Source organism: Nocardioides ginkgobilobae (assembly GCF_054781275.1).
Genome location: NZ_BAAGUS010000013.1, coordinates 23,285 through 44,660 on the forward strand (window position 1 = coordinate 23,285; position 21,376 = coordinate 44,660).

Below are 21,376 nucleotides of genomic sequence, written 5' to 3' on the forward strand. Positions count from 1 at the left end.
GACGGGGGTCACCGCCACTCGACGGCAGTGCCCTCCTGGTCGTCATAGGTGTCGTTGTCGTCGTAGCCGATCCGGTCCAGCGGTGCACCTCCGGGCTCCACGACGAAGGTGACGCAGGTGTCCATCGAGCTGCCCAGCGGCGGCTCTGGCGCGGTGAACCCGACGCGGGCGCACCCGTCGACGATGGCCGGCGAGGCGATGGGGCGCAGCTGCGTGTCCCCGGACCACCCCACGACGACGTCGGCGGGGAAGAACCGCTGGGCGTCGCCGGAGACTGCTGTGAAGGTGAGGCGCGCGAAGTACGGCGTGCCCGGGATGTCGTCGAACAGCGAGGGGTCCGCCCGGGCGACGGAGGTGACGGTGAGGTCGATGACGTTGGGCTCCCCGTCCGAGGCGGCGGTGCGCTCCTCCAGCGGGATCCGTGCGGTCTCGCCGATGTCCAGGACCGTGCCGGGAGCGGTGAGCCCCAGGGATGCGCCGGGTTCCGCCGGCGCGCTCGGTCCGGGGGTCTGCGGGTCCTCACCGCCGCAGGCGACGAGCGCGAGCAGTGCCAGGACGGTGCCGGCCGCCTTGTGGCTGCGCCTCATCCGTGCAGCCTCGACGCGAGCCGGTCCAGGCCGGTCTCGACCTGCTCGTCGGTGAGCCGGAGGTCGCTGGAGACCTGCAGGCAGTGCTCGGCGATGCGATGGGCGGTGCTGCCCCCCTCGTCGACCACGCGCTTCTCCTCGCCTCGAGATCCGAGAGCATCGTGGCCTGCGCCGGGCGTGCTCAAACACCGGTCTCAGTCGGCGCCGGGCGGCCAGACGTAGGGCAGGTCGTCAGGGACGTCGGGGAAGAACCGGCGGTAGTGCCCCGGGTCCTTGCGGACCAGGGCCGAGCGGTGGCTCTCGTGCACGGACGCCTTCCCCCACCAGGGAGGGAGGCCGCCGGTCCGGGCAAGCTCGTCCTCGTCGCGGATGGACGTGACGCCATGGGTGGCGAGCTCGGCTGTCACGGTGTCGGCGACGGTGTCGGCGCGACCGCTCTCGGCCCACTCCGCACAGCACTCGAGCGTGTAGCGACCCAGGGCCTCGAGCCGTCCGGCCCACATCCGTACGGCCGGGTGGTGCCGCCACCCGTAGTCGGGCACGGTCAGCCCGCGCAGCACCTGGAGGCACTCGACGCGCTGCTTGCCGAGCCGCCGGGCGTCGAGCACCTGCACGGAACGGCGCATGTCGGCGTACGGGAGGAAGGTCTGCACCGTGCGCAACCTACGGAGGGGTGGCGGCTGCTCGCCTCGTCCCTGGGTAGAGAGGGGGCATGGGAGCACCTGAGGTGATCGCTGGCCGCTACCGCGTCGAGCGGGCGATCGGGCGTGGCGGCATGGGCACGGTCTGGCTGTGCACCGACGAGGTGCTCGGCCGGGAGGTGGCGGTCAAGCAGGTCGGGCTGCTGCCGGGGGAGTCCGCACCGGACCTGGCGCGCGCCCTGCGCGAGGCGCGTTCGTCGGCGGCGCTGAACCACCCGAATGTGGTCTCGGTCTTCGACGCCGTCGAGGACGAGCAGGGCAGGTCGTGGCTGGTGATGGAGCACGTGGACGGCAGCACGCTCACGCAGCTGGTCGAGCGTGAGGGGCGCCTCGAGCCGCGGCGGGTCGCAGCGATCGGCGCCCAGGTCGCCGGCGGGCTCGCGGCGGCCCACGCCCGCGGGACGGTGCACCGCGACGTCAAGCCCAGCAACGTGCTGGTCGACGGGGACACCGCGAAGATCAGCGACTTCGGGATCGCCCGCACCGAGGGCGACGCCACGCTGACCCGCTCGGGCCTGCTCATCGGGACGCCGCTCTACTTCTCCCCGGAGCTCGCGCGCGGGGAGGAGCCGACGCCCGCCGCGGACGTGTGGGCGCTGGGTGCCACGTTGTACGCGGCCGTCGAGGGCCGGCTGCCCGTCGAGGACCGCGGCAACCCGATCGCGACCCTGGCCGCCATCGCCTCCGCGTCCGTGCCGCGGCCCGAGCAGGCCGGCCCGCTGACCCCGGTGCTCGCCCGGATGCTCGACCCGGACCCCGGGGCGCGCTCCACGATGGCCGAGGCCGCGGCCGAGCTGGCCCGGCTCGCCGACGAGCACCCGACACAGATGCTGGAGACACCGGTGACCGCGACCGCACCCCTGGCCGCTGCGGCGTCCGTCCCGTCCGCGCCGGTGGACCCCGAGCCGACGCCCGGAACGGAGTCGACACCGGTCGTGGCGGCGCCGCCGGCCGCCCCGAGTGCGGAGCGGTCGAGGCGGCGTACGCCGGTGCTCGTCGTCGCCCTGCTGCTCCTGCTGCTCGGGGGTGCGGTCGCGGTCGCGCTGCTGCCGGGCGAGGACGAGGAGCCCGCCGCCGCGCCGGACGGGCCCAGCAGCACCGCGCCCCAGGACCCCCGGCCCAGCGGGACGTCGGAGCCGTCCGAGGAGCCGTCGGAGGAGCCCTCGGCGGAGGGGGAGGACGCCGAGCCGAGCGAGGAGGCTGCGACGACCGCGCCGGCGGCCGAGGCCGAGGCGGGGTCCGGCGAGGCCGAGGCGCTGGTCTCCGAGTACTACGGCCTCCTGCCCGACGACACCCGCACCGCGTGGGGCTACCTCGGTGGCGAGGCGCGGTCCGACGCGGGTGGGTACGGGGGATACACCGGTTTCTGGTCGACCGTCGAGTCCGTCGTCGTCGAGGGGACCTCGTCCGAGGACGGGGTCGTGACCGTGGAGCTGGTCTACGACGGTGCCGAGTCCGAGGCCCGACGGCTGGTGGTCGGCGAGCAGGGCGGCGGGCTGGTCATCCTCGACGACCTCGGTCCGGCCTGAGCGCCACGCGGTCTGGTCCGGGCGGCTCGGCGTACGCCGGCGGTGGGGAGGACTGCGGGGTGCCCCAGGCAAGAGTCGAACTTGCGACCTTTCGCTTAGGAGGCGGCTGCTCTATCCACTGAGCTACTGGGGCGGCGCAGGCCATCTTGTCAGACCCTCACGGCGACCCCGGACTTGGATCCCAGGGGTGCACAGACGCACAATCATCCACTTGGGGGAGCCTCGTACCGTCGAGCAGGCGCAGCGCCGCGCCGCTCCCCGACCGGGTGGCCGACCCGCCTCGTCGTACGACGCGTCCGGGCGCCGCCGTCCCACAGCCCGCCACCGCAGGAGATCGACCACGTGAGCACGCCCCTCCCGCCCCCCGAGGGCGAGGTCGCGACCCCGGTTCCCCGGGTGACCACGCGGGGCAAGCGACGCGCGCGGCGGCGTCGTCGCCACACCGTGGCCAAGGTGCTGGTCGCGACGCTGGTGGTGCTGGGCCTGGTGACCGGGCTGTCGGTGACCTACCTCTACCGCAGCCTCAGCGGCAACCTCACGGTGCTCGACATCGAGGACAGCCTCGTGGGCGAGCGGCCGGAGAAGGTCGAGGTCGCCGGTCCGCAGGAGCCGCTCAACGTCCTGGTGATGGGCTCGGACACCCGCGAGGGCGAGAACAACATCGACGGGCTGACCGGCGACGGCGAGCGCTCGGACACCACGCTGCTGCTGCACTTCTCCGCCGACCGCGAGCGGGCCTACGGCGTGAGCATCCCGCGCGACTCCATGGTCAATCGGCCGCAGTGCAAGAACGAGGACGGCGAGACCACCCCGGCCGCGGACTACCAGATGTGGAACGTCGCCTACCAGGTCGGCGGTCCGGCCTGCACGATCCAGCAGTTCGAGTCGCTGACCGGCATCCGGCTCGACCACTTCGTCGTCGTCGACTTCACCGGGTTCCAGGACATGGTCGACGCCGTCGGCGGGGTCGAGGTCTGCATCCCCGAGACCATCGACGACCGCAAGCACGGCATGTACCTCGAGGCCGGCACCCGCAAGCTCGAGGGCATCCAGGCGCTCAACTACGTCCGGCAGCGCTACGCGCTGTCCGGCGGCTCCGACGTCGGGCGGATGAAGCGGCAGCAGGCGTTCATCGCCTCCATGGTCAACACGGTGCTGTCCTCCGGCACGCTCGCCCGACCGGACCGGCTGCTCAACTTCCTCCAGGCCGCGACCGAGTCCCTCACCCTCGACGAGGGCCTCGGCGACCTGTGGAAGATCGCCAAGCTCGGCTACGAGTTCCGCGGCATCGGACTGGACCAGGTGCAGTTCATGACCATCCCGATCGAGGTCGACCCCAACGACCCCAACCGGCTGGTGTGGACCGAGGACGCCGACGACGTCTGGAACAAGCTGAAGAACGACGAGCCGCTCAGCCGGCGTCTGGCCACCGACGTCATCACCGCCGGCAGCGTCCCGGGCGCCTCGGGCTCAGAGGAGCCTTCCGCCGGCGGGTCGGACACCGGCTCCCAGGCGAGCGGGTCCGGCTCGGGCGACGGACCCGGCGTGCCGACCGCCTCCGACGAGGCGCTCGCCGCGGCCGGGCTCTGCACGTGAGCGGGGAGGGCCCCGGCGGCACGGACGGCCCCGGTGGCACGGACGGCCCCGGTGGCACGGACGCGGCCGCCCGGCGGCGTACGTCGGAGTGGGAGCGGGCCCGGCGGCGGGCCGAGGTCTTCGGCGAGACCCTGCCGGAGACGACCTCGGACGAGCGCGACACCGGGGGCTCGCGCGGCCCGCGGGACGGCGACACCTGGCTCATCGAGCAGGTGCCGCCGCACCACGGCGACTGAGGAAGACCCACCGACCCGCCACCCGCGGACGTCATGCGCCCCGCGTCAGGGACCGTCCTGCCCGTATGACGTCCCGCGCCGGGGACGGTGGGACGTCATACGAGCCGAGGAGCAGGCCGTCCTGCCCGTATGACGTCCCGTGCGTCGAGACCGTCAGGCGGTGGGGCCGGCCTGGCCCGCGCGCAGGGCGTCGCGGATCTCGCGGAGCAGCAGGGTGTCCTCGGGGGTGCCCGGAGGGGCCGAGGGGAAGTACTTCTCCTTGGCCTTGGTGTAGGGCATGACGATGAGGAAGTAGACGACCGCGGCGAGGATCACGAACGAGATCACCGCGTTCATGAAGGCGCCGAAGGAGTTCGCCTCGTTGCTGAAGATGTCGTCGACCGACGAGGGCAGCTGGGCGGTCAGCCAGTTGGTGAAGGTGGTGACGACCAGGCCGAAGGCGGTGCCGATGATGACCGCGACCGCGAGGTCGACGAGGTTCCCGCGGAGCAGGAAGTTCTTGAAGCCGCTCATGTGTGGCGCCCTCTCTGTGCGGCGGCCCGAGTGGCCGCGTCCGGCCGCAGGCTAGCGGGACCAGGCGTAGGTCAGGAAGGTCGCCGCGGCGGCGGTGGACACGCGCGGCAGCTCGGCCGCGGCCACGCCCAGGACAACGAGCCTCCCACCGGCCGGACCGACCGGTCCGGCCGCACCGGTGGAGGAGTCGGGGCCGGGCAGCGCGAGGACCGGCACCCCCTGGGCCACCACCTCCGACGTCGCGCCCTGCGGGTCGGTGGCGACCAGGTCGATGCGATCGCCCACCTGCAGCAGCCCGACCGTCCCGGCGTCGGGCAGCCGCACCGGCAGCGCGAGCCGGTCGGTGCCGGCCAGCGCCTCCTCGGCCCACGGCGCCCCCACGACGCGTACGCCGGTCAGCGGCTCGCCCCGTGACACCGGCCCGGCCAGCGTGCGGCCGGCCGGGTCCGTGAGCAGGTCGTCCGGCAGCGTCTCCGGCGGCAGCGCGACGGTGGTCAGGTCGGTCGACGCCAGCACGGCCCCGGCCGGCAGGTCGCGCGCCGCCACCGTCACCGCGACCACCTCCGGGGGAGGGGCGGCCACGGCCCGCACGCCCGCGACCACCGCGAGCGCGGCACACGCCGCGGCCAGCAGCCGGCGTCGCCCCAGCACGGCACGGCGCACCCGCCGCCGGGCGAGGGCCAGGCGGCGGCGTACGTCGGAGGGAGGAGGGGTGCCGGGTGCGTCGAGGGACATGCCCGGACGCTAGGCCGATCGGTCCGAGGGTGCGCCGCCCTCTCCACAGGTCCGGTCATCCGACCCGGTGGTCGAGGTGCGAGCGCAGCGAGCCTCGAGACCGGCGGTGGCGGGGTCTCGTGGCTCGCCGCCGGCGCTCCTCGCACCTCGACCGGCGAGGACCGGAGTGGCGGTCAGGAGGCGGCGGCGCTGCTGGTGCTCGGGCCGCCGGAGGAGCCGGAGGAGCTGGTGCTGCTGGAGGACGACGCGGCGGCGCCGGCCTTCTCGCCCGAGCCGGAGCTGGCGGAGCTCGACGAGCCGGAGTCCGTCGAGCCGGAGCTCCCGGCCGTGGAGCTGCTCGAGCTCGAGCGGCTGTCGGTGCGGTAGAAGCCGGAGCCCTTGAAGACGACGCCGACGGCGTTGTAGACCTTGCGCAGCCGGCCCTGGCACTGCGGGCACACGGTCAGCGAGGCGTCGGAGAAGCTCTGGACCTGCTCGAAGGCGTGGTCGCACTCGGTGCAGGCGTACTGGTAGGTCGGCATCGGGTCCCCTTCGGTGCAGGCGGGTGGCCGGGAGGTGTGGGCCGAGGTCGGCTGGCACTCTGCCCTGGCGAGTGCCAATGGTACGGCACGGCAGAATGGCTCGCACCATGAGCGAGGACACGCGCGCGGCCGTCCCCCTGCGCTGGTGGCGCGCGTTCCGCGGGCTGCCTGACGGGCTGCGCGTGACGACGTACGTCGCCGTCGGCCTGGTCCTGGCGCTGGTGGTGACGGGTCTGTTCGCCACCGCGCTGGTGCGGCGGCCGCTGCCCCAGGTCTCCGGGGAGGTCGAGGTCCCAGGGCTGTCGGCACCGGTGACGGTCCTGCGCGACGCAGCCGGGGTGCCGCACGTCTACGCCGAGACGACCGCCGACCTCGCGCTGGCCCAGGGCTACGTCACCGCGCAGGAGCGGTTCTTCCAGATGGACGTGCGCCGCCGCAGTGCGTCCGGCACCCTCGCCGCGCTGGTCGGCGAGGGCGCGCTGCCCGGCGACCGCGCTGCCCGCACCCTCGGCCTGCGCCGGGTCGCCGAGCGCGAGCTGGCGCTGCTCAGCCCCGACGCCCGCGCGTTCCTGGAGGCGTACGCCGACGGCGTGAACGCCTACCTCGCGCAGTCGGCGCCCTCGCAGCTGGCCGTGGAGTACACCCTGCTCGACCTCGACGGTGCCGACCTGGCCCCGGCCGACTGGTCGGCGGTCGACACCCTGACCTGGCTCAAGGCCTGGGGCTGGGACCTCGGGGGCGCGGCCGCGGCCGAGGACGAGGTCGCCCGGGTCCTGACCGCCGACGCGGTCGGCTCGACGCGCGCGGCGACGCTGTGGCCGACCCCGCCCGACGACGTGGTGCCCGTGGTCCCGGGAGGGGCCGTCGTGGACGCTCGCTTCGAGCCCGACGCCACCGAGACCACGACCCGCAACCCGCTGCGTCCCGCGCCGGGTCCTCCCGGAGCGGCCGCTCTCGCCGCGGCCGGAGCTGCCCTCGACGCCCTCCCGACGTGGGCCGGGCGCGGTCCCGGCGCCGGCAGCAACGCCGTGGTCGTCTCCGGGGAGCGCACCTCCACCGGCGCCCCGCTGCTGGCCGCCGACCCCCACCTCGCCACCGAGGTCCCCGGTCCCTGGATGCAGGTGGGCCTGCACTGCCGCGAGGTCGGACCCGCCTGTCCCTACGACGTGGCCGGCTTCTCCCTGCCCGGCGTCCCCGGCGTGGTGCAGGGTCACAACGCCGAGGTCGCGTGGGGCGCGGCCGCCGCCGGTCCCGACACCGCCGACCTGGTGGTCGAGCGGCTGCGTGCGGGCGCGGCCGGTGACGAGGTGCTCGTCGGCGAGCGCTGGCGTCCGGTGCGCACCCGCACCGAGACCATCGAGGTCGCCGGGGCCGAGGACGTCGAGATCGAGGTGCGCAGCACCCGGCACGGGCCGTTGCTCTCCGACGTCGATCCCGACGCTGCCGCCACGGGGGAGGCCTCCACCATCGGCCGGGGTGCGGACCTCGACGAGGAGCTGGCGGTCGCGGTGCAGTGGGTCGGCCTGCGGCCCGCGCCCTCCCTCGACGGGCTGCTCGGGCTCGCGCTCGCCGACGACGTGGAGGAGGCGCGCCGCGCGACGGCCGCCCTCGCCGTACCTCCCCTCGACGTCGTGCTCGCCGACCGCGCCGGCACGGTCGGCGTCCAGGTCGCGGGGGCCGTGCCCGTGCGCAAGTCCGGCCGCGACGGCACCCTGCCCGCCGCCGGCTGGCGCCCCGAGGACGACTGGACGGGTGAGGTCCTGCCGGCCACCGCCCTGCCGTTCACCACCGACCCGCTCGACGGCGTGGCGGTCGCGGCCAACCAGGTCCCCGTCGACCAGGACTACCCCTACCTCCTCGGCCAGGGCTTCGACCCCGGCCAGCGCGCCTCCCGGCTCCGCGACCTGCTGGTCGCCGGCGAGCAGTCGGTGGCGAGCGTGGAGGAGGTGCAGCGCGACGAGGTCTCGACGCTGGCACCCGTGCTCGTCCCGGCACTCCTGCGCATCGACCTCGACGAGGGGTACGCCGACGACGGGCAGCAGCTGCTGCGCGGCTGGGACCTCGACCAGCCGGCCGACGGCCCGGGCTCGGCCGCGGCGGCGTACCTCAACGCGACCTGGCGCGAGCTGCTGGCCGCCACCTTCCACGACGAGCTCCTGCCGAGCACCTGGCCCGACGGGGGACCCCGCTGGATTCAGGTGGTCGGCGGGCTGCTCGAGGAGCCGGACGACCCCTGGTGGGACGACACCGCGACCGACCGGGTCGAGCGGCGCGACGACGTGCTCAGGGCCGCGATGCTCGAGGCGCGCGACGAGCTGGTGCGCCGCCAGGCCCAGGACGCCGAGCGGTGGACCTGGGGCCACCAGCACCTGCTGCGGCTCACCTCGCCCGGGCTGCTCGGCGACGGCGCGGCGGTGGGTCTGGCGCGGCGGGTCGTCGAGCCCGACCCGTGGCCGGTCGGCGGTGGGCCGGGCTCGGTCGACACCACCTCCTGGGACCCGGTGCTGGGCTTCGAGGTCACGACCGGCCCGTCGATGCGGATGGTGCTGTCGCTGGCGGACTGGGACGACTCGCGCTGGGTCGCGCTCACCGGCGTCTCGGGGCACCCCGCCTCCGAGCACTACACCGACCAGACCGACCTGCTGGTGCGCGGGGAGTCCCTGCCGTTCCCCTTCACCCCCGAGGCCGTCGCCGCGGCCGCCGAGGACGAGCTCACCCTCCTGCCGGCTCCCTGAGACCGCCGACGGCTCGAGGGTTCGGAGCTGACGGTTCGGCGGTCCCGGTCAGAAGCGGACGACCCGGGTGGGGGTGGCTGCGCCGGTGACGTGCCGGTCGTGGGGGGCGCCGGGGACGTCGAGGCCGACCTCGTCGTCGTGCAGCAGCACCCAGGTCGGCGTACCGACCGGGACCCGGAGCAGCGCCCGGTCGTAGGAGCCGCCGCCGCGGCCCAGCCGCAGCCCGGCGGGGGAGACGGCCAGGCCGGGGACGAGCACGACGTCGGCGGTGGCGACGGCGTCGGGGCCCAGCCGCGGGCCCTGCGGCTCGAGCAGCCCGCGCGGGGCGGGGGCCAGGTCGGCGTCGCTCGTGTGCACGGCCCAGTCCAGGTCGAGGTCGGGCAGCAGCACGGGCAGCAGCACCCGCCGCCCGGCCGCACGCAGCCCGGCCAGCAGCGGGCCGGTCGCGGGCTCGCCGCCGACCCCGACGTACGCCGCCACGGTGGCGGCCCGGCGCAGCTCGGGCGTGCCCAGCAGCACCGCGGCGAGGTCCTCGGCGACCTGCCGACGCTCGAGCAGCGGCCGGCGGCGACGGGCGGTGACCACCCGGTCGCGGAGGGCCGTCTTGCTCGCGGCGACCGGGTCGGCCGGGTGCGGCGGACGACCGGGTTCCGGAGGGGTTTGCGCGGAGGGCACGGACCGACCCTACGATCGTGGCCATGGGTTCACCTGGCTTGAAGGCCGCTCGCGAGAAGATGGTCGCCGAGGGCGTCGACGAGGTGGCGATCGAGACGTTCGCCCACTACTACCGGCTCCTCGAGCACGGTGAGACCGGGATGATCCCCGAGGCGAGCATCGAGCCGATCGACATGGAGTCGCTGGCCGACGTCGAGGTCGACCCGGAGGCCGCCGCCGCGGCCATCCGCACGACGGCGGTGATCAAGCTCAACGGCGGGCTCGGCACCTCGATGGGCATGGACCGCGCCAAGTCCCTGCTGTGCGTGCGCAAGGGGATGAGCTTCCTCGACATCATCTGCCGCCAGGTGCTGCACCTGCGCTCCGAGCACGGCGCCCCCCTGCCACTGATCTTCATGAACAGCTTCCGCACCTCCGAGGACACCATGGCCGCGGTCGCGCGCTACGACGCGCTGCCGGTGGCCGGGCTGCCGCTGGAGTTCCTGCAGAACAAGGAGCCCAAGCTCCTGGCCGAGGACCTCACGCCGGTCAGCTGGCCCAAGGACCCCGACCTCGAGTGGTGCCCGCCGGGCCACGGCGACATCTACACCGCGCTGGTCGGCACCGGGCTGCTCGACCAGCTGCTCGACGCCGGCTACGAGCGCGTCTTCGTCTCCAACTCCGACAACCTCGGCGCCGTCCCCGACCCGCGGCTCGCAGGCTGGTTCGCCCAGTCCGGTGCGCCCTTCGCGATCGAGGCCGTGCGGCGTACCGCCTCCGACCGCAAGGGTGGCCACTTCGCCCGGCGGAAGTCCGACGGGCGGCTGGTCCTGCGCGAGACCGCGCAGACCCTCGAGGAGGACAAGGCGGCGCTGGCCGACCTCGACCGCCACCGCTTCTGCTCCACCAACAACCTGTGGGTCGACCTGCGCGCGCTGCGTGAGGTGATGGACCAGCGCGGCAACATCCTCGGCCTGCCGCTGATCCGCAACACCAAGAACGTCGACCCGGGCGACAAGAGCAGCCCCGAGGTCATCCAGGTCGAGACCGCCATGGGTGCGGCGATCGAGGTCTTCGAGGGCGCCACCCTCATCGAGGTCGGTCGCGACCGGTTCGTCCCGGTGAAGACCACCAACGACCTGCTCGTCCTGCGCTCGGACGTCTACGACATCGGCCGCGACTTCGTCCTCGACCAGGCCGCAGACCGGGTGCCGTTCGTCGACCTCGACGACGCGGTGTTCAAGCTGGTGACCGAGTTCGACAAGCGCTTCCCCGAGGGCGCCCCCTCGCTCAAGGCGGCCAGCTCGTTGAGGGTCGCCGGTGACGTCACCTTCGGCCACGGCGTGCAGGTGGTCGGCGACGTGACCGTCGAGGGCGGCAAGGGCACCCGGGTCGACGCCGGGACCGTGCTCACCGGCGCGACGGACGCCTGAGCACGTGGGCGACCACGCGGCTCCCGCGCCGATCACCGTCGAGCAGCACCTCGAGCGGATCCTCGCCGCCGTCGAGCCGCTCCCCGCGGCCGCGCAGCCGCTGATGGACGCCCTCGGCCTGGCCGCCGCCGAGCCGGTCACCGCGCCGCACTCGCTGCCAGCCTTCGACAACTCCGCGATGGACGGGTACGCCGTCCGGCTGGCCGACGTGGTCACCGCGACCCCCGAGGCGCCGGTGCACCTGCCCGTGGTCGGTGCGATCGGGGCCGGTGCGGCCGACCTGCGGGTGCTCCCCGAGGGCACCGCCGCCAAGATCATGACCGGCGCCCCGGTGCCCGAGGGCTGCGACGCGGTCGTCCCCTACGAGTGGACCGACGCCGGCGCCGAGCACGTGCGGATCGAGCGGGCCCCCGAGCTGCGCCAGCACGTCCGTGCCGCCGGCGAGGACGTCACCGAGGGCGACCGGGTGATCGAGGCCGGCACCGTCCTCGGCCCGCGCCAGCTCGGCCTGCTCGCCTCGCTGGGCCACGCCCGGGTCGCCGTGCGGCACCGCCCCCGGGTCGTGGTGCTCTCCACCGGCTCCGAGCTGCGCGAGCCGGGTCAGCCGCTGGGCCACGACTCGATCCACGACGGGAACTCCTACCTCCTGGCCGCGGCCGCCCGCCGTGCCGGCGCGGTCGCCTACCGGGTGGGGATCGTCCCCGACCAGCCCGAGGCCTTCCTCGCGGCGCTGGAGGAGCAGCTGGTCCGCGCCGATGTCGTCGTCACCTCCGGCGGGGTCTCGATGGGTGACTACGACGTCGTCAAGGCGGCGCTGCGTCCGCTGGGCACGGTCTGGTTCGGGCCGGTGGCGATGCAGCCCGGCAAGCCGCAGGGCTTCGGCCACGTCGGCGAGGACCGGGTGCCGATCTTCACGCTCCCGGGCAACCCGGTCTCGGCGTACCTCTCCTTCGAGCTCTTCGTGCTGCCGGCGCTGCGCAAGATGATGGGCCTGACCCCGTGGTCGCGGCCCGCGGTCAGCGCGCGGCTCACCCACGCCATCACCTCCCCGCCCGGCCGCCGCCAGCTGCTGCGCGCGCACCTCGACCCCGCCGACGGCACCGTCAGCCCGGTCGGCGGCCCCGGCTCGCACCTCGTGGGCGGCCTGGCCGACGCCGACGCACTGGTCGTCGTGCCCGAGGACGTCACCGCGCTCGAGGCGGGCGCGGTCGTGAGCGTGCTGCCGATGGACTCCGGCCTCGAGGGAGGGCACTGAGATGGCCGAGTCCGATCGCCTCACGCACGTCGACGAGCACGGCGCCGCCCGCATGGTCGACGTCTCGGAGAAGGCGGTGACCGCCCGCTCGGCCACGGCGTCGGGCCGGGTGCTGGTCAGCCCGCAGGTCGTGGCGCTGCTGCGCGGCGAGGGCGTGCCCAAGGGCGACGCGCTCGCGGTCGCCCGGCTCGCCGGCATCATGGGCGCCAAGCGCACCCCCGACCTCGTGCCGCTGTGCCACCCGCTCGCGATCTCGGGCGTCGTGGTCGACCTCTCGGTCGCCGACGACGCCGTCGAGATCAGCGCCACCGTGCGCACGACCGACCGCACCGGCGTCGAGATGGAGGCCCTGACCGCGGTGTCGGTCGCCGCGCTCACCGTCGTCGACATGGTCAAGGCCGTCGACAAGGCCGCGGTCATCACCGACGTGCAGGTCGAGGCCAAGTCGGGTGGCCGCTCGGGGGAGTGGACCCGCTCGTGAGCGAGGAGCAGCCGGCACCCCTGGTGCTGCCCGCCGCCGTCGTCGTCGCCTCCAACCGCGCCGCGGCCGGGGTGTACGCCGACGAGACCGGCCCCCTGATCGTCGAGGCGCTCCGCGGCTGGGGCTTCTCGGTCGAGGCCCCCGCGGTCGTCCCGGACGGCGACCCCGTCGGGGAGGCGATCGCTGCGGCGGTCGCTGCCGGCGCCCGGGTCGTGCTCACCACCGGCGGCACCGGTCTCACGCCCACCGACCGCACCCCCGAGGCGACCCGCCCGTTGCTGGACCGCGAGGTCCCCGGCCTCGCCGAGGCGATCCGCGCCCACGGCGCCGCCAAGGGCGTCCCGACCGCGGTGCTGTCGCGCGGGATCGCGGGGGTCGCTGGCCACTGCCTGGTCGTGAACCTCCCGGGCTCGCGTGGCGGGGTCAAGGACGGGCTTGCCGTGCTCGAGCCCGTGCTGCGCCACGCGGTGGAGCAGGTCGTCGGGAGCGACCACTGACCAGCCCGCCGCGCGCACCCCGCGGCTCGTGGCCGGTGCGGCTGGCCGACCCCGCGCGCCCCGACGTGCTGCTGCGGCCGCTGCGCCTCACCGACGCCAGGGCGTGGCGTGAGACCCGGCAGCGCAACGCCACCTGGCTGGTGCCGTGGGACGCGACCGTCCCGCCGGGTTCCACGGAGCGCGCCACCACCTTCACCGCCCTCGTGCGACGGCTGCGCCACCAGGCGCGGCAGGGCTCGACGTACCCCTTCGTCATCGAGGTCGACGGCGAGTTCGCCGGACAGGTCACGGTCAACAACATCGTCGGCGGGTCCGCACGCTTCGCCTCGGTGGGCTACTGGATCGACCAGCGCCACGCTGGGCGCGGGATCGTGCCGCTGGCGGTCGCGCTGGTGATCGACCACCTCTTCTGGACCGTCAAGCTGCACCGTGTCGAGATCGCGATCCGCCCCGAGAACAGCAACTCGCTGCGGGTCGTGGAGAAGCTCGGCATCCGCGAGATCGGCTACGCGCCGAAGTACCTCCACATCGACGGCGAGTGGCGCGACCACCGGCTCTACGCGGTGACCGTCGAGGAGACCGGACCGCGCGGGTTGGTCGCTCGGGTCCTCGAGGGCTGAGCCGGCTGTTCCCGTTGGTCGAGGGGCGAGGAGCGTCGGCGACGAGCTACGAGACCCCGTCCGCCGTGCCGGTGCGTCCGGGGAGTGTCCGGACCGCGCCGGTCCGCTGTCCGGACTTGTCCGGGAACGCTGTTCCCGGTGGCGCAGCGCTCCGGATAGTCGCACGATCGTAGTGGTCGACCGGTGTGCTGCTCCTCCCTGGGTGGTGCCGGGACCGCTCCTCCCTGGGCGGCTCCGGACCGGACGACAGTACGCCCCGGCCGCCGCCCTCCGACCCGTCCCCACCGGTCGACGCGGCGGCCGGGGGCGGGGGTGGTGACGCTGGACCGCGTGGCAGCCACACCAGTCACACCAGCAATTTGCGACACACGGGTAGACATCCGCCCCACCCTGCGCTATCGCCCCTAGCCTTCCGTGCGTGGACCTCAGCCCCCTCATCTTCGTGGCACTCGCCGTCGCCTGGGCCGTCTACCTGGTCCCCCAGGCCTTGCGGCACCACGACGAGGTGGTGCGCAGCCGCTCGGTCGACCGGTTCTCCCACACCATGCGCGTGCTCGCGCGTAGGGAGCCGGTCAGCCGCTCCTCCTCCCGTCTCGTCGTCACCCCCGGGCGGGTCCCCTCCGCCCCGGTGGTGACGACGAAGGCCTCGGCCGCTCCCACGGCCGACGCCCCTGCCGCCGCCGAGGCCGCCCCCGTCCCCGTCCCGGTCTCCGTACGCCGGGAGGCGGCCCGGCGCGCCGCCCGACGGCGCCGGCGGGTGCTCTCGGTCCTCCTGCTGCTGCTGGTCCTCACCGGCGCCCTGGTCGCCGCCCGGCTGCTGGCCTGGCCGGTGCTGCTGCTCCCCGTCGTCCTGCTCCTCGTCTGGCTGGTCGCCTGCCGGCTCATGGTCCGCCGCGAGCGCGGGATCTCCGGACCGCTCGCGCGCATCCCGGACACCGTCCTCCCCGAGGCCGCCCCGGCCTTCGTGGCTGCGCCTGCCGGTCCCGCCGGCGAGGACACCCAGGAGGTGGCCGTGGTCTCCGCGCCCTTGGCCGAGGAGGCCGTCTCCGGCGTCCTGCCCCCTGTCGCCGAGGACGCGTCCCTCGACGCGCCGACGCCGCGCGCGCCAGCCGCTGCCGGGCTCTGGGAGCCGGTGCCGGTCACGCTGCCGACGTACGTCTCCAAGCCGGCGGCCGAGCGCCGCTCGGTGCGCACCATCGACCTCGACGCCACCGGGGTGTGGACCTCGGGCCGCACCGAGGCCGACGCCGCGCTGGTCCGCGACGCCGAGCAGCGGGCGCGCCGCGACGAGGGCGAGGCCCCCGGTCGCGCGGTCGGCTCCTGACCCGGGTCGGCCACCGGGTGCGAGGGTGGGGCGATTCGATCGGCCACCGGCCCCGGTGCTAACGTGAGCCTCCGCGTCGTGAGGCGCGAGAGCACAACCTGGGGCTGTGGCGCAGTTGGTAGCGCGTCTCGTTCGCAATGAGAAGGCCAGGGGTTCGAATCCCCTCAGCTCCACCAGGCACCCGCAGCCCTCGGCTGCGGGTTCGTCGTTGGTAGCGCACTCTGCCGGTTGGCAATGAGAAGGCCAGGGGTTCGAATCCCCTCAGCTCCACCAGGCACCCGCAGCCCTCGGCTGCGGGTTCGTCGTCGGTGGCGCCGGCTCAGCGCGACGTGGAGCGGATGAGCTCCTGCGCCAGGTCGCGGAGCTTGACGTTGCCGGTGGAGGAGGCGCGGGTGAGGAAGGCGAAGGCGCGCTCGGCGTCGAGGCCGAAGCGCTCCATGACGATGCCGGTGGCCTGGCCGATGACCGTGCGTGTCTCGAGGGCCTGGGTGAGCTGTTCGGCCTCCTGCGCGTGACCGAGCACGAGCGCGACGTGCCGGGCCAGGAGCCGGGCCGTCTCCAGCGATTCCGCGCCGATGACGTCGTGGCTGGTGGAGTAGAGGTTCAGTCCGCCGACATGGCGGCCGCGGCTGAAGAGCCGGATGCCCACCTGCGCCTGCACACCCCGGGCCAGGGCCGTGCGGACGTACGCCGGCCAGCGCTGCTCGTGCCGCAGCGGCGTGGACTCCACGACCGGCTCGGCCTCGGCCGCCTCCACGCACGGCCCTTCGCCGAGGTCGTACTGCACCTGGTCGAGCTCCCAGACCAGGGCGCTCGTGCCGGCGCGCGTCTCCAGCGCGCCGCCGCGACGCAGCGAGATGCTGACGTGCTCGAACTCCGGGACCGAGCTGGCGGTGGCATGGACGACCGCCTCGAGCGCCTCGGCCGTCGAGGCGCTCTCGTCGAGCCGCTCCGTGGTGAGGGCCAGTGCGGCTGCGGCGGAGAGATCGGTGTGCTCCATGGTGCCTCGTCTCCTCAACCCGAGCGGCTCTTCTCGACTGCCGACACCCGGTGCCCGTGCGCCGCACTCCCAGCCGGCTCGATGGGGTGAGCCGGCGAGGGGAGGGGCCGCGCGGCTCACCCGTCCGCGCGAGGGCCGATCGGGGAGGAGCGGGAACCACGGCTTCCGCGGCACGACCACGTGTCCCGGACCACGCGGACCGGCGTGGTGCCGGAGCGCCCGGGACGCGGAGCGACCTCGCTCCTGCCGGGGAGGGCGGGTGCTGCCGCGGATCAGGCGGCGATGCCCGCGTGCATCTCCCAGACCAGCACCTCGGCCGCCTCGGTCGCCGTCACGCGCTGCCCGCCGGTGGCGGTGAAGCGCACGGCGTCGCCGGTGCCCAGCGGACCCGCGCCCTCGAGCACGACCGCACCGACCGGCACGAACAGGTGCAGGTAGGGGGCGTCGGGCAGCTCGACCGTCTGGCCGGGCTGGAGTCGCGCGACGTGCAGCGCGGCGTACCGGTTGCGGATCCGGATCGCGGAGACGTCGCGGTGCTTGTCCATGCCCGAGGCGACCGGGACCAGGCCGCCGGAGAGCAGCTCGTCCTCGATCTCGAGCTGCTCGTAGCCCGGGACGATCCCGGGCTCGTCGGGCACGACCCACATCTGCACGAAGTGCACCGGGTCCTCGTGCCGCTCGCCCTGCAGGCGCCAGGCGTCGTTCTTCTCCGAGTGCAGGATGCCGGTGCCGGCGCTCATCCGCTGGGCCAGGCCGGGGTAGATGACGCCGTTGTGGCCCTCGGAGTCCTGGTGCACCAGGGAGCCGCGCAGGACCCAGGTCACGATCTCCATGTCGCGGTGCGGGTGGGTGTCGAAGCCGGTGCCGGGGTCCACGACGTCGTCGTTGTTGACCAGCAGCAGCCCGTGGTGGGTGTTGCGCGGGTCGTGGTGACGACCGAACGAGAAGGAGTGCTTGGAGTCCAGCCACCCGAACTGCGAGGAGAACCGGTCCTCGGCGCGGCGGACGTCGATCTCGGGGGTGAGCTGGATGGTCATCGGTGCTCCTGGGGTGGCGGTGCGGTCGTCACTCACTCAAGGTAGATGACCATTCAATTGTTCCGTGGCACGGCAGGGCGCTGGGGGAGGGTGCGGGTCAGGGGCTCAGGCGGTCGGTGCCGTGGGCGGCACGTGGGCCGGGCGCTCGGCCAGCTCCAGCACCTGGGCGACGAGCTCCATGATCTTGAACGGCTTGGGCACGAAGGCGTCGGCGCCCGCGCGCAGCGCGATGGCCCGGTCCTCGGCCCCGGCGTACGCCGTCAGCAGCATGGTCCGGGCCGGGTGGCCGGCAGCCCGCAGCGCGGCGAGCACGTCGAGCCCGTTGCGGTCGCCGGGCAGGGCGAGGTCGAGCACCACGACGTCGATGTCGCGGCGTTCGGCGAGTGCCAGCGCCTCCTCGCCGTCCCCCGCGCTGAGCACCTCGTCGACGGCGGTGCCCAGCAGGGTGGTGACCAGGTCGCGGATGTCGGGGTCGTCCTCGACGATGAGCACGGTCGTCATCCGGTGTCCTCCTGAGGGGAAGTGCGGCCCGGGTCGTGGCCCGGGACCGAGGTCGTGACCAGGCGGTCGGCGAGCTCGCGGATCCGCACCGCGAGGGCGGGCAGCCGCTGGAGGGCCGACTCCCGGGCCGCGGCGGAGACCCCCGCCTCGGCGCCCTCGGCGCCGACCATGAAGGTGGCGACCTCGAGCGCGGTGAGGGCGTTGTGCAGGTCGTGCGCGGCCCGCTCGGCCTCGGTGCGCCGGACCCCACTGCCGACGGCGGTGTCGGCGTGCGGGGCGGGTCCCGCAGCCGCGGCGGCGGACCCCGACGGTGCCGTGGGAGCTGCGACGGCCGGGCTGTGCGGGACCTGCCACCGGTAGCCGACGCCCGCCTCGGTCCGCAGCGGGGTGCTCCCCTCGGCGTCGGCGAGCTTGCTGCGCAGCGAGCGGATGTGGACGCGGAGCGACTCCACGGTCTCCGCACCGTGACGGTCCGACCAGCCGGCGTCGATGAGAGCACGGTGGCTGACCACGAGGCCGGCCCGCGCCACCAGGGCGTCCAGCAGCCGCCACTCGATGGGGGTGAGGTGGACGGGACGGCCCTCCACGGTGACGGTCCGCGCCACGCGGTCGACGGTCACCGCGCCGTGCACGGTGACGGAGGAGGAGCGCAGCTCGGGCCGGCGGGCCAGGGCCCGCAGCCGGGCCTCGAGCTCGGCGAGCCGGAACGGCTTGCCCAGGAAGTCGTCCGCGCCGGCGTCCAGCGCCTCGACCCGTCGCGCGGGGTCGGTCGAGCCGGTCAGCACCAGCACGGGCACCGCGGACTGGTCGCGGATCTCGCCGAGCAGCTCCAGACCGTCGGCGTCGGGGAGACCGAGGTCCACCACGACCACGTCGGGGTCGGTCTCGCGGGCCAGCTCGCGGCCGGTGGCCGCGGTGCGCGCCAGCCGCACCCGGTGGCCCAGGGACTCCAGTGCCGAGGAGAGGGCGTCCCCGAGGAGCTGGTCGTCGTCGACGACCAGGACGCGGACCGAGGTCGGCTCGAGGTGGGTGGTCGTCGTCATGCCTGCTCCCCGATCCGGACCCTGTCACGGCGTACGTCGTCGTGCTCCTGGGCGAGGGGCTCCGCCGGGACCGGTGCCGGTGCGACCGGGAGGCGGATCTCGAAGGTGGAGCCCGCCCCCTCGCGGGGGACGTAGCGCGCCGAGCCGCCGTGCGCCCGCGCGATCAGGTCCACGATCGGCAGACCGAGTCCGGTGCCCGGGATGGCCATGTCGGTCACGGTACGGGCTCGGAAGAAGCGTTCGAAGACATGACGTCGGTCGCCCTCGCTCACGCCGAGCCCGGTGTCGGTGACCGACCAGACGAGGCAGTCCCCGTCGTGGCGCGAGGCGATGCGCACGGCCCCGCCCTCGGGAGTGAACTTGACGGCGTTGCTGACCAGGTTGAAGAGCGCCCGCTCGAGCTCGTCGGCGTCCCCGAGCACGGTGGCGTCCGCGGCCAGGTCGTCGTACGTCAGCTCGAGGTCGCGCCCCTCGGCGAGGTCCACGGCCTGGTGGACCACGAGCTCCACCACGTCGCCGGCCCGCACGGCGACGTGCCGGGCAGCCGCGCGCGACTCCACCGCGGTCAGCGTCAGCAGGTCCTCCACCAGCATCAGCAGCCGGCGCCCGCTGCGGTGCAGCCGGTCCACGACCCGCTCCTGGTCCTCGGTCAGGGGGCCGGGGATGTGCGCGGCCAGCAGCTGGGTGTTGCCGAGGATGGTCGTGAGCGGGGTGCGCAGCTCGTGGCTGACCGCGGAGACGAAGTCGTTCTCCATCCGGTGGACCCGCTCCAGCTCGGCCACGGAGGCCCGCTCCCGGGCCAGGGCGTCGCGCAGCCGCTGCTTGACCTCGAGCCGGTCGGTGACGTCGGCGGCGACGGCGAGGTAGCCCTCGAGCTCACCCGTGGGGGAGCGGACCTCGGTCACGTTGACCGAGACCACCAGGGTGGAGCCGTCCTTGCGGCGCCACGTGCGGTCGGCCTTCATCACACCCGAGGTGACCACGGGTGGGACCAGCACCTCGGGGTCCGGGCCGATGACACCCATGAGGGCCGCGCAGGCCGTGGACCCCTCTGCCTCGAGGTAGACCTCGGCCGGGTGCCGGCCCACGACCTCGCTCGCCGACCAGCCGAGCATCCGCTCCGCACCGACGTTGAAGAACCGGATCACGCAATCACGGTCGGTGCCGATCATCGCGCTCTCGGTGGTCGAGGAGAGCACCGACTCCGCGGTGGTCAGCGCCGAGGTCCGCTGCTCGACCAGGATGACGAGCGGGATGGTGACCAGGAACAGCACCGCAAGGTAGAGCTGGGCCAGGATGTCGCCGTCGTCGCGGGTCAGCGAGGCCTGCAGGGCCAGGGGCCCCTGGCCCCGCGCGGTGGTGAAGGTGGTCACGAAGCCGACCGCGACCAGGAGGGCGGAGACCTCGCGCCGCGGGAGCTGGAGGCCGGCCCAGACCATGGCCGGCAGGGGGAGGAACGCGCTGGCGGCGACGCCCACGCCCGCGACGAAGGCGGTCCCGAAGACCAGCAGCGTCGCGAGGGCGATGCCGGCGCGGACGAGCACCGGGCGGGACAACGCGCCCGCACGCGCCTGCTCGTCCCCGCCCAGGGAGAGCACGAGGGGGAGGAGGAGCAGCTGCGAGGTGACGTGCGTGGCCAGCACGTGCTGCGCGGTGTCGAGGAGGGACCCGTCGAGCATCGCCCAGACGGTGAGGCCGGCGATGACGGCGATCACCGTGGCGCCTGCCAGCGCGGCGAGCACCAGCCGCACGATGTCGCTCCCGGTCCGGAGCACGGGCCGGTCGCGGTGGGCACCGAGCGCCCAGGCGGCCACGAGTGCCTCCAGGGCGTTGCCCACGCCGAAGATCGACGAGACCGCGACCGAGCGGCCGCCGAGGAGGTTGGCCAGGCCCGTGACCACGACCAGGCCCGCGACCAGGACCGCCCAGCGGCGTACGGGGCTGAAGACGAGCAGGGCCGTGGCCAGCCCGGCCGCCGGCCACCACGACGCCACCTGCGAGCCGCTCGGTGCCAGGCCCACGGCGCTGGTGCTCGCCAGCAGGATGGCGAGGTACGCCGCGGGCACGAGCACGCGTGGAGTGCCCAGCACCCGTCGCGCGGTGCTCCCCCCTGCATCCCTCACGTCCACCAGGGTGGCGGCAACTACCGGGTGCCGGAGCGGGTTCACACGATCTTCACCGCTCGGGCCCGCCCCGGGGTCCTTGGTCCCGCCGAGGGGTCGCGCACGGCGCAGAAGGACCGGAGGCCACCCGGACGGCGACGGATCCGGTCGGAAAACGGTTGCGAAGATCGTGTAAAGATCCGTCCACGCACCTTGGACGACGTGGTCGGCCGGCCGAAGGTGGGGAGGACCAGCCGGGACGCGCCACCGCGCTGC

At 74.5% G+C, this 21,376-nt stretch carries 22 protein-coding genes and 2 tRNA genes; 11 read left to right on the forward strand and 13 right to left on the reverse strand.

What is annotated here, in order from left to right; translation table 11 throughout:
- Positions 1-8: 8 nt before the first annotated feature.
- The 3 genes from ACYVID_RS12775 to ACYVID_RS12785 all read right to left on the reverse strand — a co-directional run bounded on the left by ACYVID_RS12775 (position 9) and on the right by ACYVID_RS12785 (position 1,240).
- A complete protein-coding gene (locus ACYVID_RS12775) occupies positions 9-587 on the reverse strand; it encodes a hypothetical protein (protein WP_460737588.1) in 579 nt (192 codons plus the stop codon).
- On the reverse strand, positions 584-715 hold the full coding sequence (locus tag ACYVID_RS12780) for a hypothetical protein (RefSeq protein ID WP_460737589.1): 132 nt from the start codon (positions 713-715) through the stop codon (positions 584-586). Before ACYVID_RS12780 ends, ACYVID_RS12775 begins: the two co-directional genes overlap by 4 nt.
- Before the next feature lie 66 nt (positions 716-781).
- Complete coding sequence (locus ACYVID_RS12785; RefSeq protein WP_460737591.1) at positions 782-1,240, reverse strand: MSMEG_6728 family protein; 459 nt, start codon at positions 1,238-1,240, stop codon at positions 782-784.
- A gap of 59 nt (positions 1,241-1,299) precedes the next feature.
- Here ACYVID_RS12785 and ACYVID_RS12790 point away from each other — a divergent pair, with 59 nt between their 5' ends.
- Positions 1,300-2,817 carry a serine/threonine-protein kinase gene (locus tag ACYVID_RS12790; RefSeq protein ID WP_460737592.1) on the forward strand — a complete coding sequence of 506 codons (1,518 nt, stop codon included), beginning with the start codon at positions 1,300-1,302 and terminating at the stop codon, positions 2,815-2,817.
- A gap of 60 nt (positions 2,818-2,877) precedes the next feature.
- On the opposite strand, the gene ACYVID_RS12795 is transcribed toward ACYVID_RS12790, so the two are convergent.
- Positions 2,878-2,950, reverse strand: a tRNA-Arg gene (locus tag ACYVID_RS12795).
- Positions 2,951-3,159: 209 nt separating this feature from the next.
- Here ACYVID_RS12795 and ACYVID_RS12800 point away from each other — a divergent pair.
- Positions 3,160-4,413 (forward strand): LCP family protein, encoded by a 1,254-nt coding sequence (locus ACYVID_RS12800; RefSeq protein ID WP_460737594.1) that lies wholly within the window; start codon positions 3,160-3,162, stop codon positions 4,411-4,413.
- Positions 4,410-4,649 carry a hypothetical protein gene (locus ACYVID_RS12805; protein WP_460737596.1) on the forward strand — a complete coding sequence of 80 codons (240 nt, stop codon included), beginning with the start codon at positions 4,410-4,412 and terminating at the stop codon, positions 4,647-4,649. The genes ACYVID_RS12800 and ACYVID_RS12805 overlap by 4 nt, the downstream gene beginning before the upstream one ends.
- Before the next feature lie 153 nt (positions 4,650-4,802).
- On the opposite strand, the gene ACYVID_RS12810 is transcribed toward ACYVID_RS12805, so the two are convergent.
- The 3 genes from ACYVID_RS12810 to ACYVID_RS12820 form a co-directional block, all read right to left on the reverse strand.
- Positions 4,803-5,162, reverse strand: coding sequence for a large conductance mechanosensitive channel protein MscL (locus ACYVID_RS12810; protein ID WP_300644270.1), 360 nt, complete (start codon positions 5,160-5,162; stop codon positions 4,803-4,805).
- Between the two features lie 51 nt (positions 5,163-5,213).
- Positions 5,214-5,897 carry an SAF domain-containing protein gene (locus ACYVID_RS12815; RefSeq protein ID WP_460737598.1) on the reverse strand — a complete coding sequence of 228 codons (684 nt, stop codon included), beginning with the start codon at positions 5,895-5,897 and terminating at the stop codon, positions 5,214-5,216.
- Positions 5,898-6,070: 173 nt separating this feature from the next.
- A complete protein-coding gene (locus ACYVID_RS12820; protein WP_460737600.1) occupies positions 6,071-6,418 on the reverse strand; it encodes an FmdB family zinc ribbon protein in 348 nt (115 codons plus the stop codon).
- 107 nt (positions 6,419-6,525) lie between these two features.
- Here ACYVID_RS12820 and ACYVID_RS12825 point away from each other — a divergent pair, with 107 nt between their 5' ends.
- Positions 6,526-9,153 (forward strand): penicillin acylase family protein, encoded by a 2,628-nt coding sequence (locus tag ACYVID_RS12825; protein ID WP_460737602.1) that lies wholly within the window; start codon positions 6,526-6,528, stop codon positions 9,151-9,153.
- 48 nt (positions 9,154-9,201) lie between these two features.
- On the opposite strand, the gene ACYVID_RS12830 is transcribed toward ACYVID_RS12825, so the two are convergent.
- Positions 9,202-9,828 carry a 5-formyltetrahydrofolate cyclo-ligase gene (locus ACYVID_RS12830; protein WP_460737604.1) on the reverse strand — a complete coding sequence of 209 codons (627 nt, stop codon included), beginning with the start codon at positions 9,826-9,828 and terminating at the stop codon, positions 9,202-9,204.
- A 23-nt stretch (positions 9,829-9,851) separates the two neighbouring features.
- Between ACYVID_RS12830 and ACYVID_RS12835 the strand changes: the two genes are divergently transcribed.
- The 7 genes from ACYVID_RS12835 to ACYVID_RS12865 all read left to right on the forward strand — a co-directional run bounded on the left by ACYVID_RS12835 (position 9,852) and on the right by ACYVID_RS12865 (position 15,593).
- Positions 9,852-11,240, forward strand: coding sequence for a UTP--glucose-1-phosphate uridylyltransferase (locus tag ACYVID_RS12835; protein ID WP_460737606.1), 1,389 nt, complete (start codon positions 9,852-9,854; stop codon positions 11,238-11,240).
- Between the two features lie 4 nt (positions 11,241-11,244).
- Entirely contained in the window at positions 11,245-12,495 is a 1,251-nt protein-coding gene (gene glp / locus ACYVID_RS12840; RefSeq protein ID WP_460737608.1) for a molybdotransferase-like divisome protein Glp, read from the forward strand.
- Between the two features lies 1 nt (position 12,496).
- Positions 12,497-12,976, forward strand: a complete 480-nt coding sequence (moaC, locus tag ACYVID_RS12845; protein WP_460737610.1) for a cyclic pyranopterin monophosphate synthase MoaC — start codon at positions 12,497-12,499, stop codon at positions 12,974-12,976.
- Positions 12,973-13,473, forward strand: a complete 501-nt coding sequence (locus tag ACYVID_RS12850; protein WP_460737612.1) for a MogA/MoaB family molybdenum cofactor biosynthesis protein — start codon at positions 12,973-12,975, stop codon at positions 13,471-13,473. Before moaC ends, ACYVID_RS12850 begins: the two co-directional genes overlap by 4 nt.
- 35 nt (positions 13,474-13,508) lie before the next feature.
- Positions 13,509-14,093, forward strand: coding sequence for a GNAT family N-acetyltransferase (locus tag ACYVID_RS12855; RefSeq protein ID WP_460737614.1), 585 nt, complete (start codon positions 13,509-13,511; stop codon positions 14,091-14,093).
- A gap of 418 nt (positions 14,094-14,511) precedes the next feature.
- The gene (gene sepX, locus ACYVID_RS12860) at positions 14,512-15,417 is read left to right on the forward strand and encodes a divisome protein SepX/GlpR (protein WP_460737616.1); all 906 of its coding nucleotides are present in this window, start codon (positions 14,512-14,514) and stop codon (positions 15,415-15,417) included.
- 100 nt (positions 15,418-15,517) lie between these two features.
- A tRNA-Ala gene (locus ACYVID_RS12865) sits at positions 15,518-15,593 on the forward strand.
- A gap of 143 nt (positions 15,594-15,736) precedes the next feature.
- Here the strand turns inward: ACYVID_RS12865 and ACYVID_RS12870 are convergent.
- From ACYVID_RS12870 to ACYVID_RS12890, 5 genes are all read right to left on the reverse strand, one after another.
- Positions 15,737-16,417, reverse strand: coding sequence for an ANTAR domain-containing protein (locus ACYVID_RS12870; RefSeq protein WP_460737618.1), 681 nt, complete (start codon positions 16,415-16,417; stop codon positions 15,737-15,739).
- 272 nt (positions 16,418-16,689) lie between these two features.
- On the reverse strand, positions 16,690-17,454 hold the full coding sequence (locus tag ACYVID_RS12875; protein ID WP_460737620.1) for a pirin family protein: 765 nt from the start codon (positions 17,452-17,454) through the stop codon (positions 16,690-16,692).
- A gap of 105 nt (positions 17,455-17,559) precedes the next feature.
- Complete coding sequence (locus ACYVID_RS12880) at positions 17,560-17,955, reverse strand: response regulator transcription factor (RefSeq protein WP_460737621.1); 396 nt, start codon at positions 17,953-17,955, stop codon at positions 17,560-17,562.
- Positions 17,952-18,998 carry a response regulator transcription factor gene (locus ACYVID_RS12885; RefSeq protein WP_460737623.1) on the reverse strand — a complete coding sequence of 349 codons (1,047 nt, stop codon included), beginning with the start codon at positions 18,996-18,998 and terminating at the stop codon, positions 17,952-17,954. The genes ACYVID_RS12880 and ACYVID_RS12885 overlap by 4 nt, the downstream gene beginning before the upstream one ends.
- On the reverse strand, positions 18,995-21,121 hold the full coding sequence (locus tag ACYVID_RS12890; RefSeq protein WP_460737624.1) for an ATP-binding protein: 2,127 nt from the start codon (positions 21,119-21,121) through the stop codon (positions 18,995-18,997). The genes ACYVID_RS12885 and ACYVID_RS12890 overlap by 4 nt, the downstream gene beginning before the upstream one ends.
- Positions 21,122-21,376: the final 255 nt, after the last annotated feature.

What these genes read in the sequence shown, in the direction of transcription:
- ACYVID_RS12775 (WP_460737588.1), bottom strand. Translation starts at nt 587, where the DNA reads ATGAGGCGCAGCCACAAGGCGGCCGGCACCGTCCTGGCACTGCTCGCG.
- ACYVID_RS12790 (WP_460737592.1), top strand. Translation starts at nt 1,300, where the DNA reads ATGGGAGCACCTGAGGTGATCGCTGGCCGCTACCGCGTCGAGCGGGCG.
- ACYVID_RS12810 (WP_300644270.1), bottom strand. Translation starts at nt 5,162, where the DNA reads ATGAGCGGCTTCAAGAACTTCCTGCTCCGCGGGAACCTCGTCGACCTC.
- ACYVID_RS12815 (WP_460737598.1), bottom strand. Translation starts at nt 5,897, where the DNA reads ATGTCCCTCGACGCACCCGGCACCCCTCCTCCCTCCGACGTACGCCGC.
- ACYVID_RS12820 (WP_460737600.1), bottom strand. Translation starts at nt 6,418, where the DNA reads ATGCCGACCTACCAGTACGCCTGCACCGAGTGCGACCACGCCTTCGAG.
- ACYVID_RS12825 (WP_460737602.1), top strand. Translation starts at nt 6,526, where the DNA reads ATGAGCGAGGACACGCGCGCGGCCGTCCCCCTGCGCTGGTGGCGCGCG.
- ACYVID_RS12835 (WP_460737606.1), top strand. Translation starts at nt 9,852, where the DNA reads ATGGGTTCACCTGGCTTGAAGGCCGCTCGCGAGAAGATGGTCGCCGAG.
- moaC (WP_460737610.1), top strand. Translation starts at nt 12,497, where the DNA reads ATGGCCGAGTCCGATCGCCTCACGCACGTCGACGAGCACGGCGCCGCC.
- ACYVID_RS12870 (WP_460737618.1), bottom strand. Translation starts at nt 16,417, where the DNA reads ATGGAGCACACCGATCTCTCCGCCGCAGCCGCACTGGCCCTCACCACG.
- ACYVID_RS12875 (WP_460737620.1), bottom strand. Translation starts at nt 17,454, where the DNA reads ATGACCATCCAGCTCACCCCCGAGATCGACGTCCGCCGCGCCGAGGAC.
- ACYVID_RS12880 (WP_460737621.1), bottom strand. Translation starts at nt 17,955, where the DNA reads ATGACGACCGTGCTCATCGTCGAGGACGACCCCGACATCCGCGACCTG.
- ACYVID_RS12885 (WP_460737623.1), bottom strand. Translation starts at nt 18,998, where the DNA reads ATGACGACGACCACCCACCTCGAGCCGACCTCGGTCCGCGTCCTGGTC.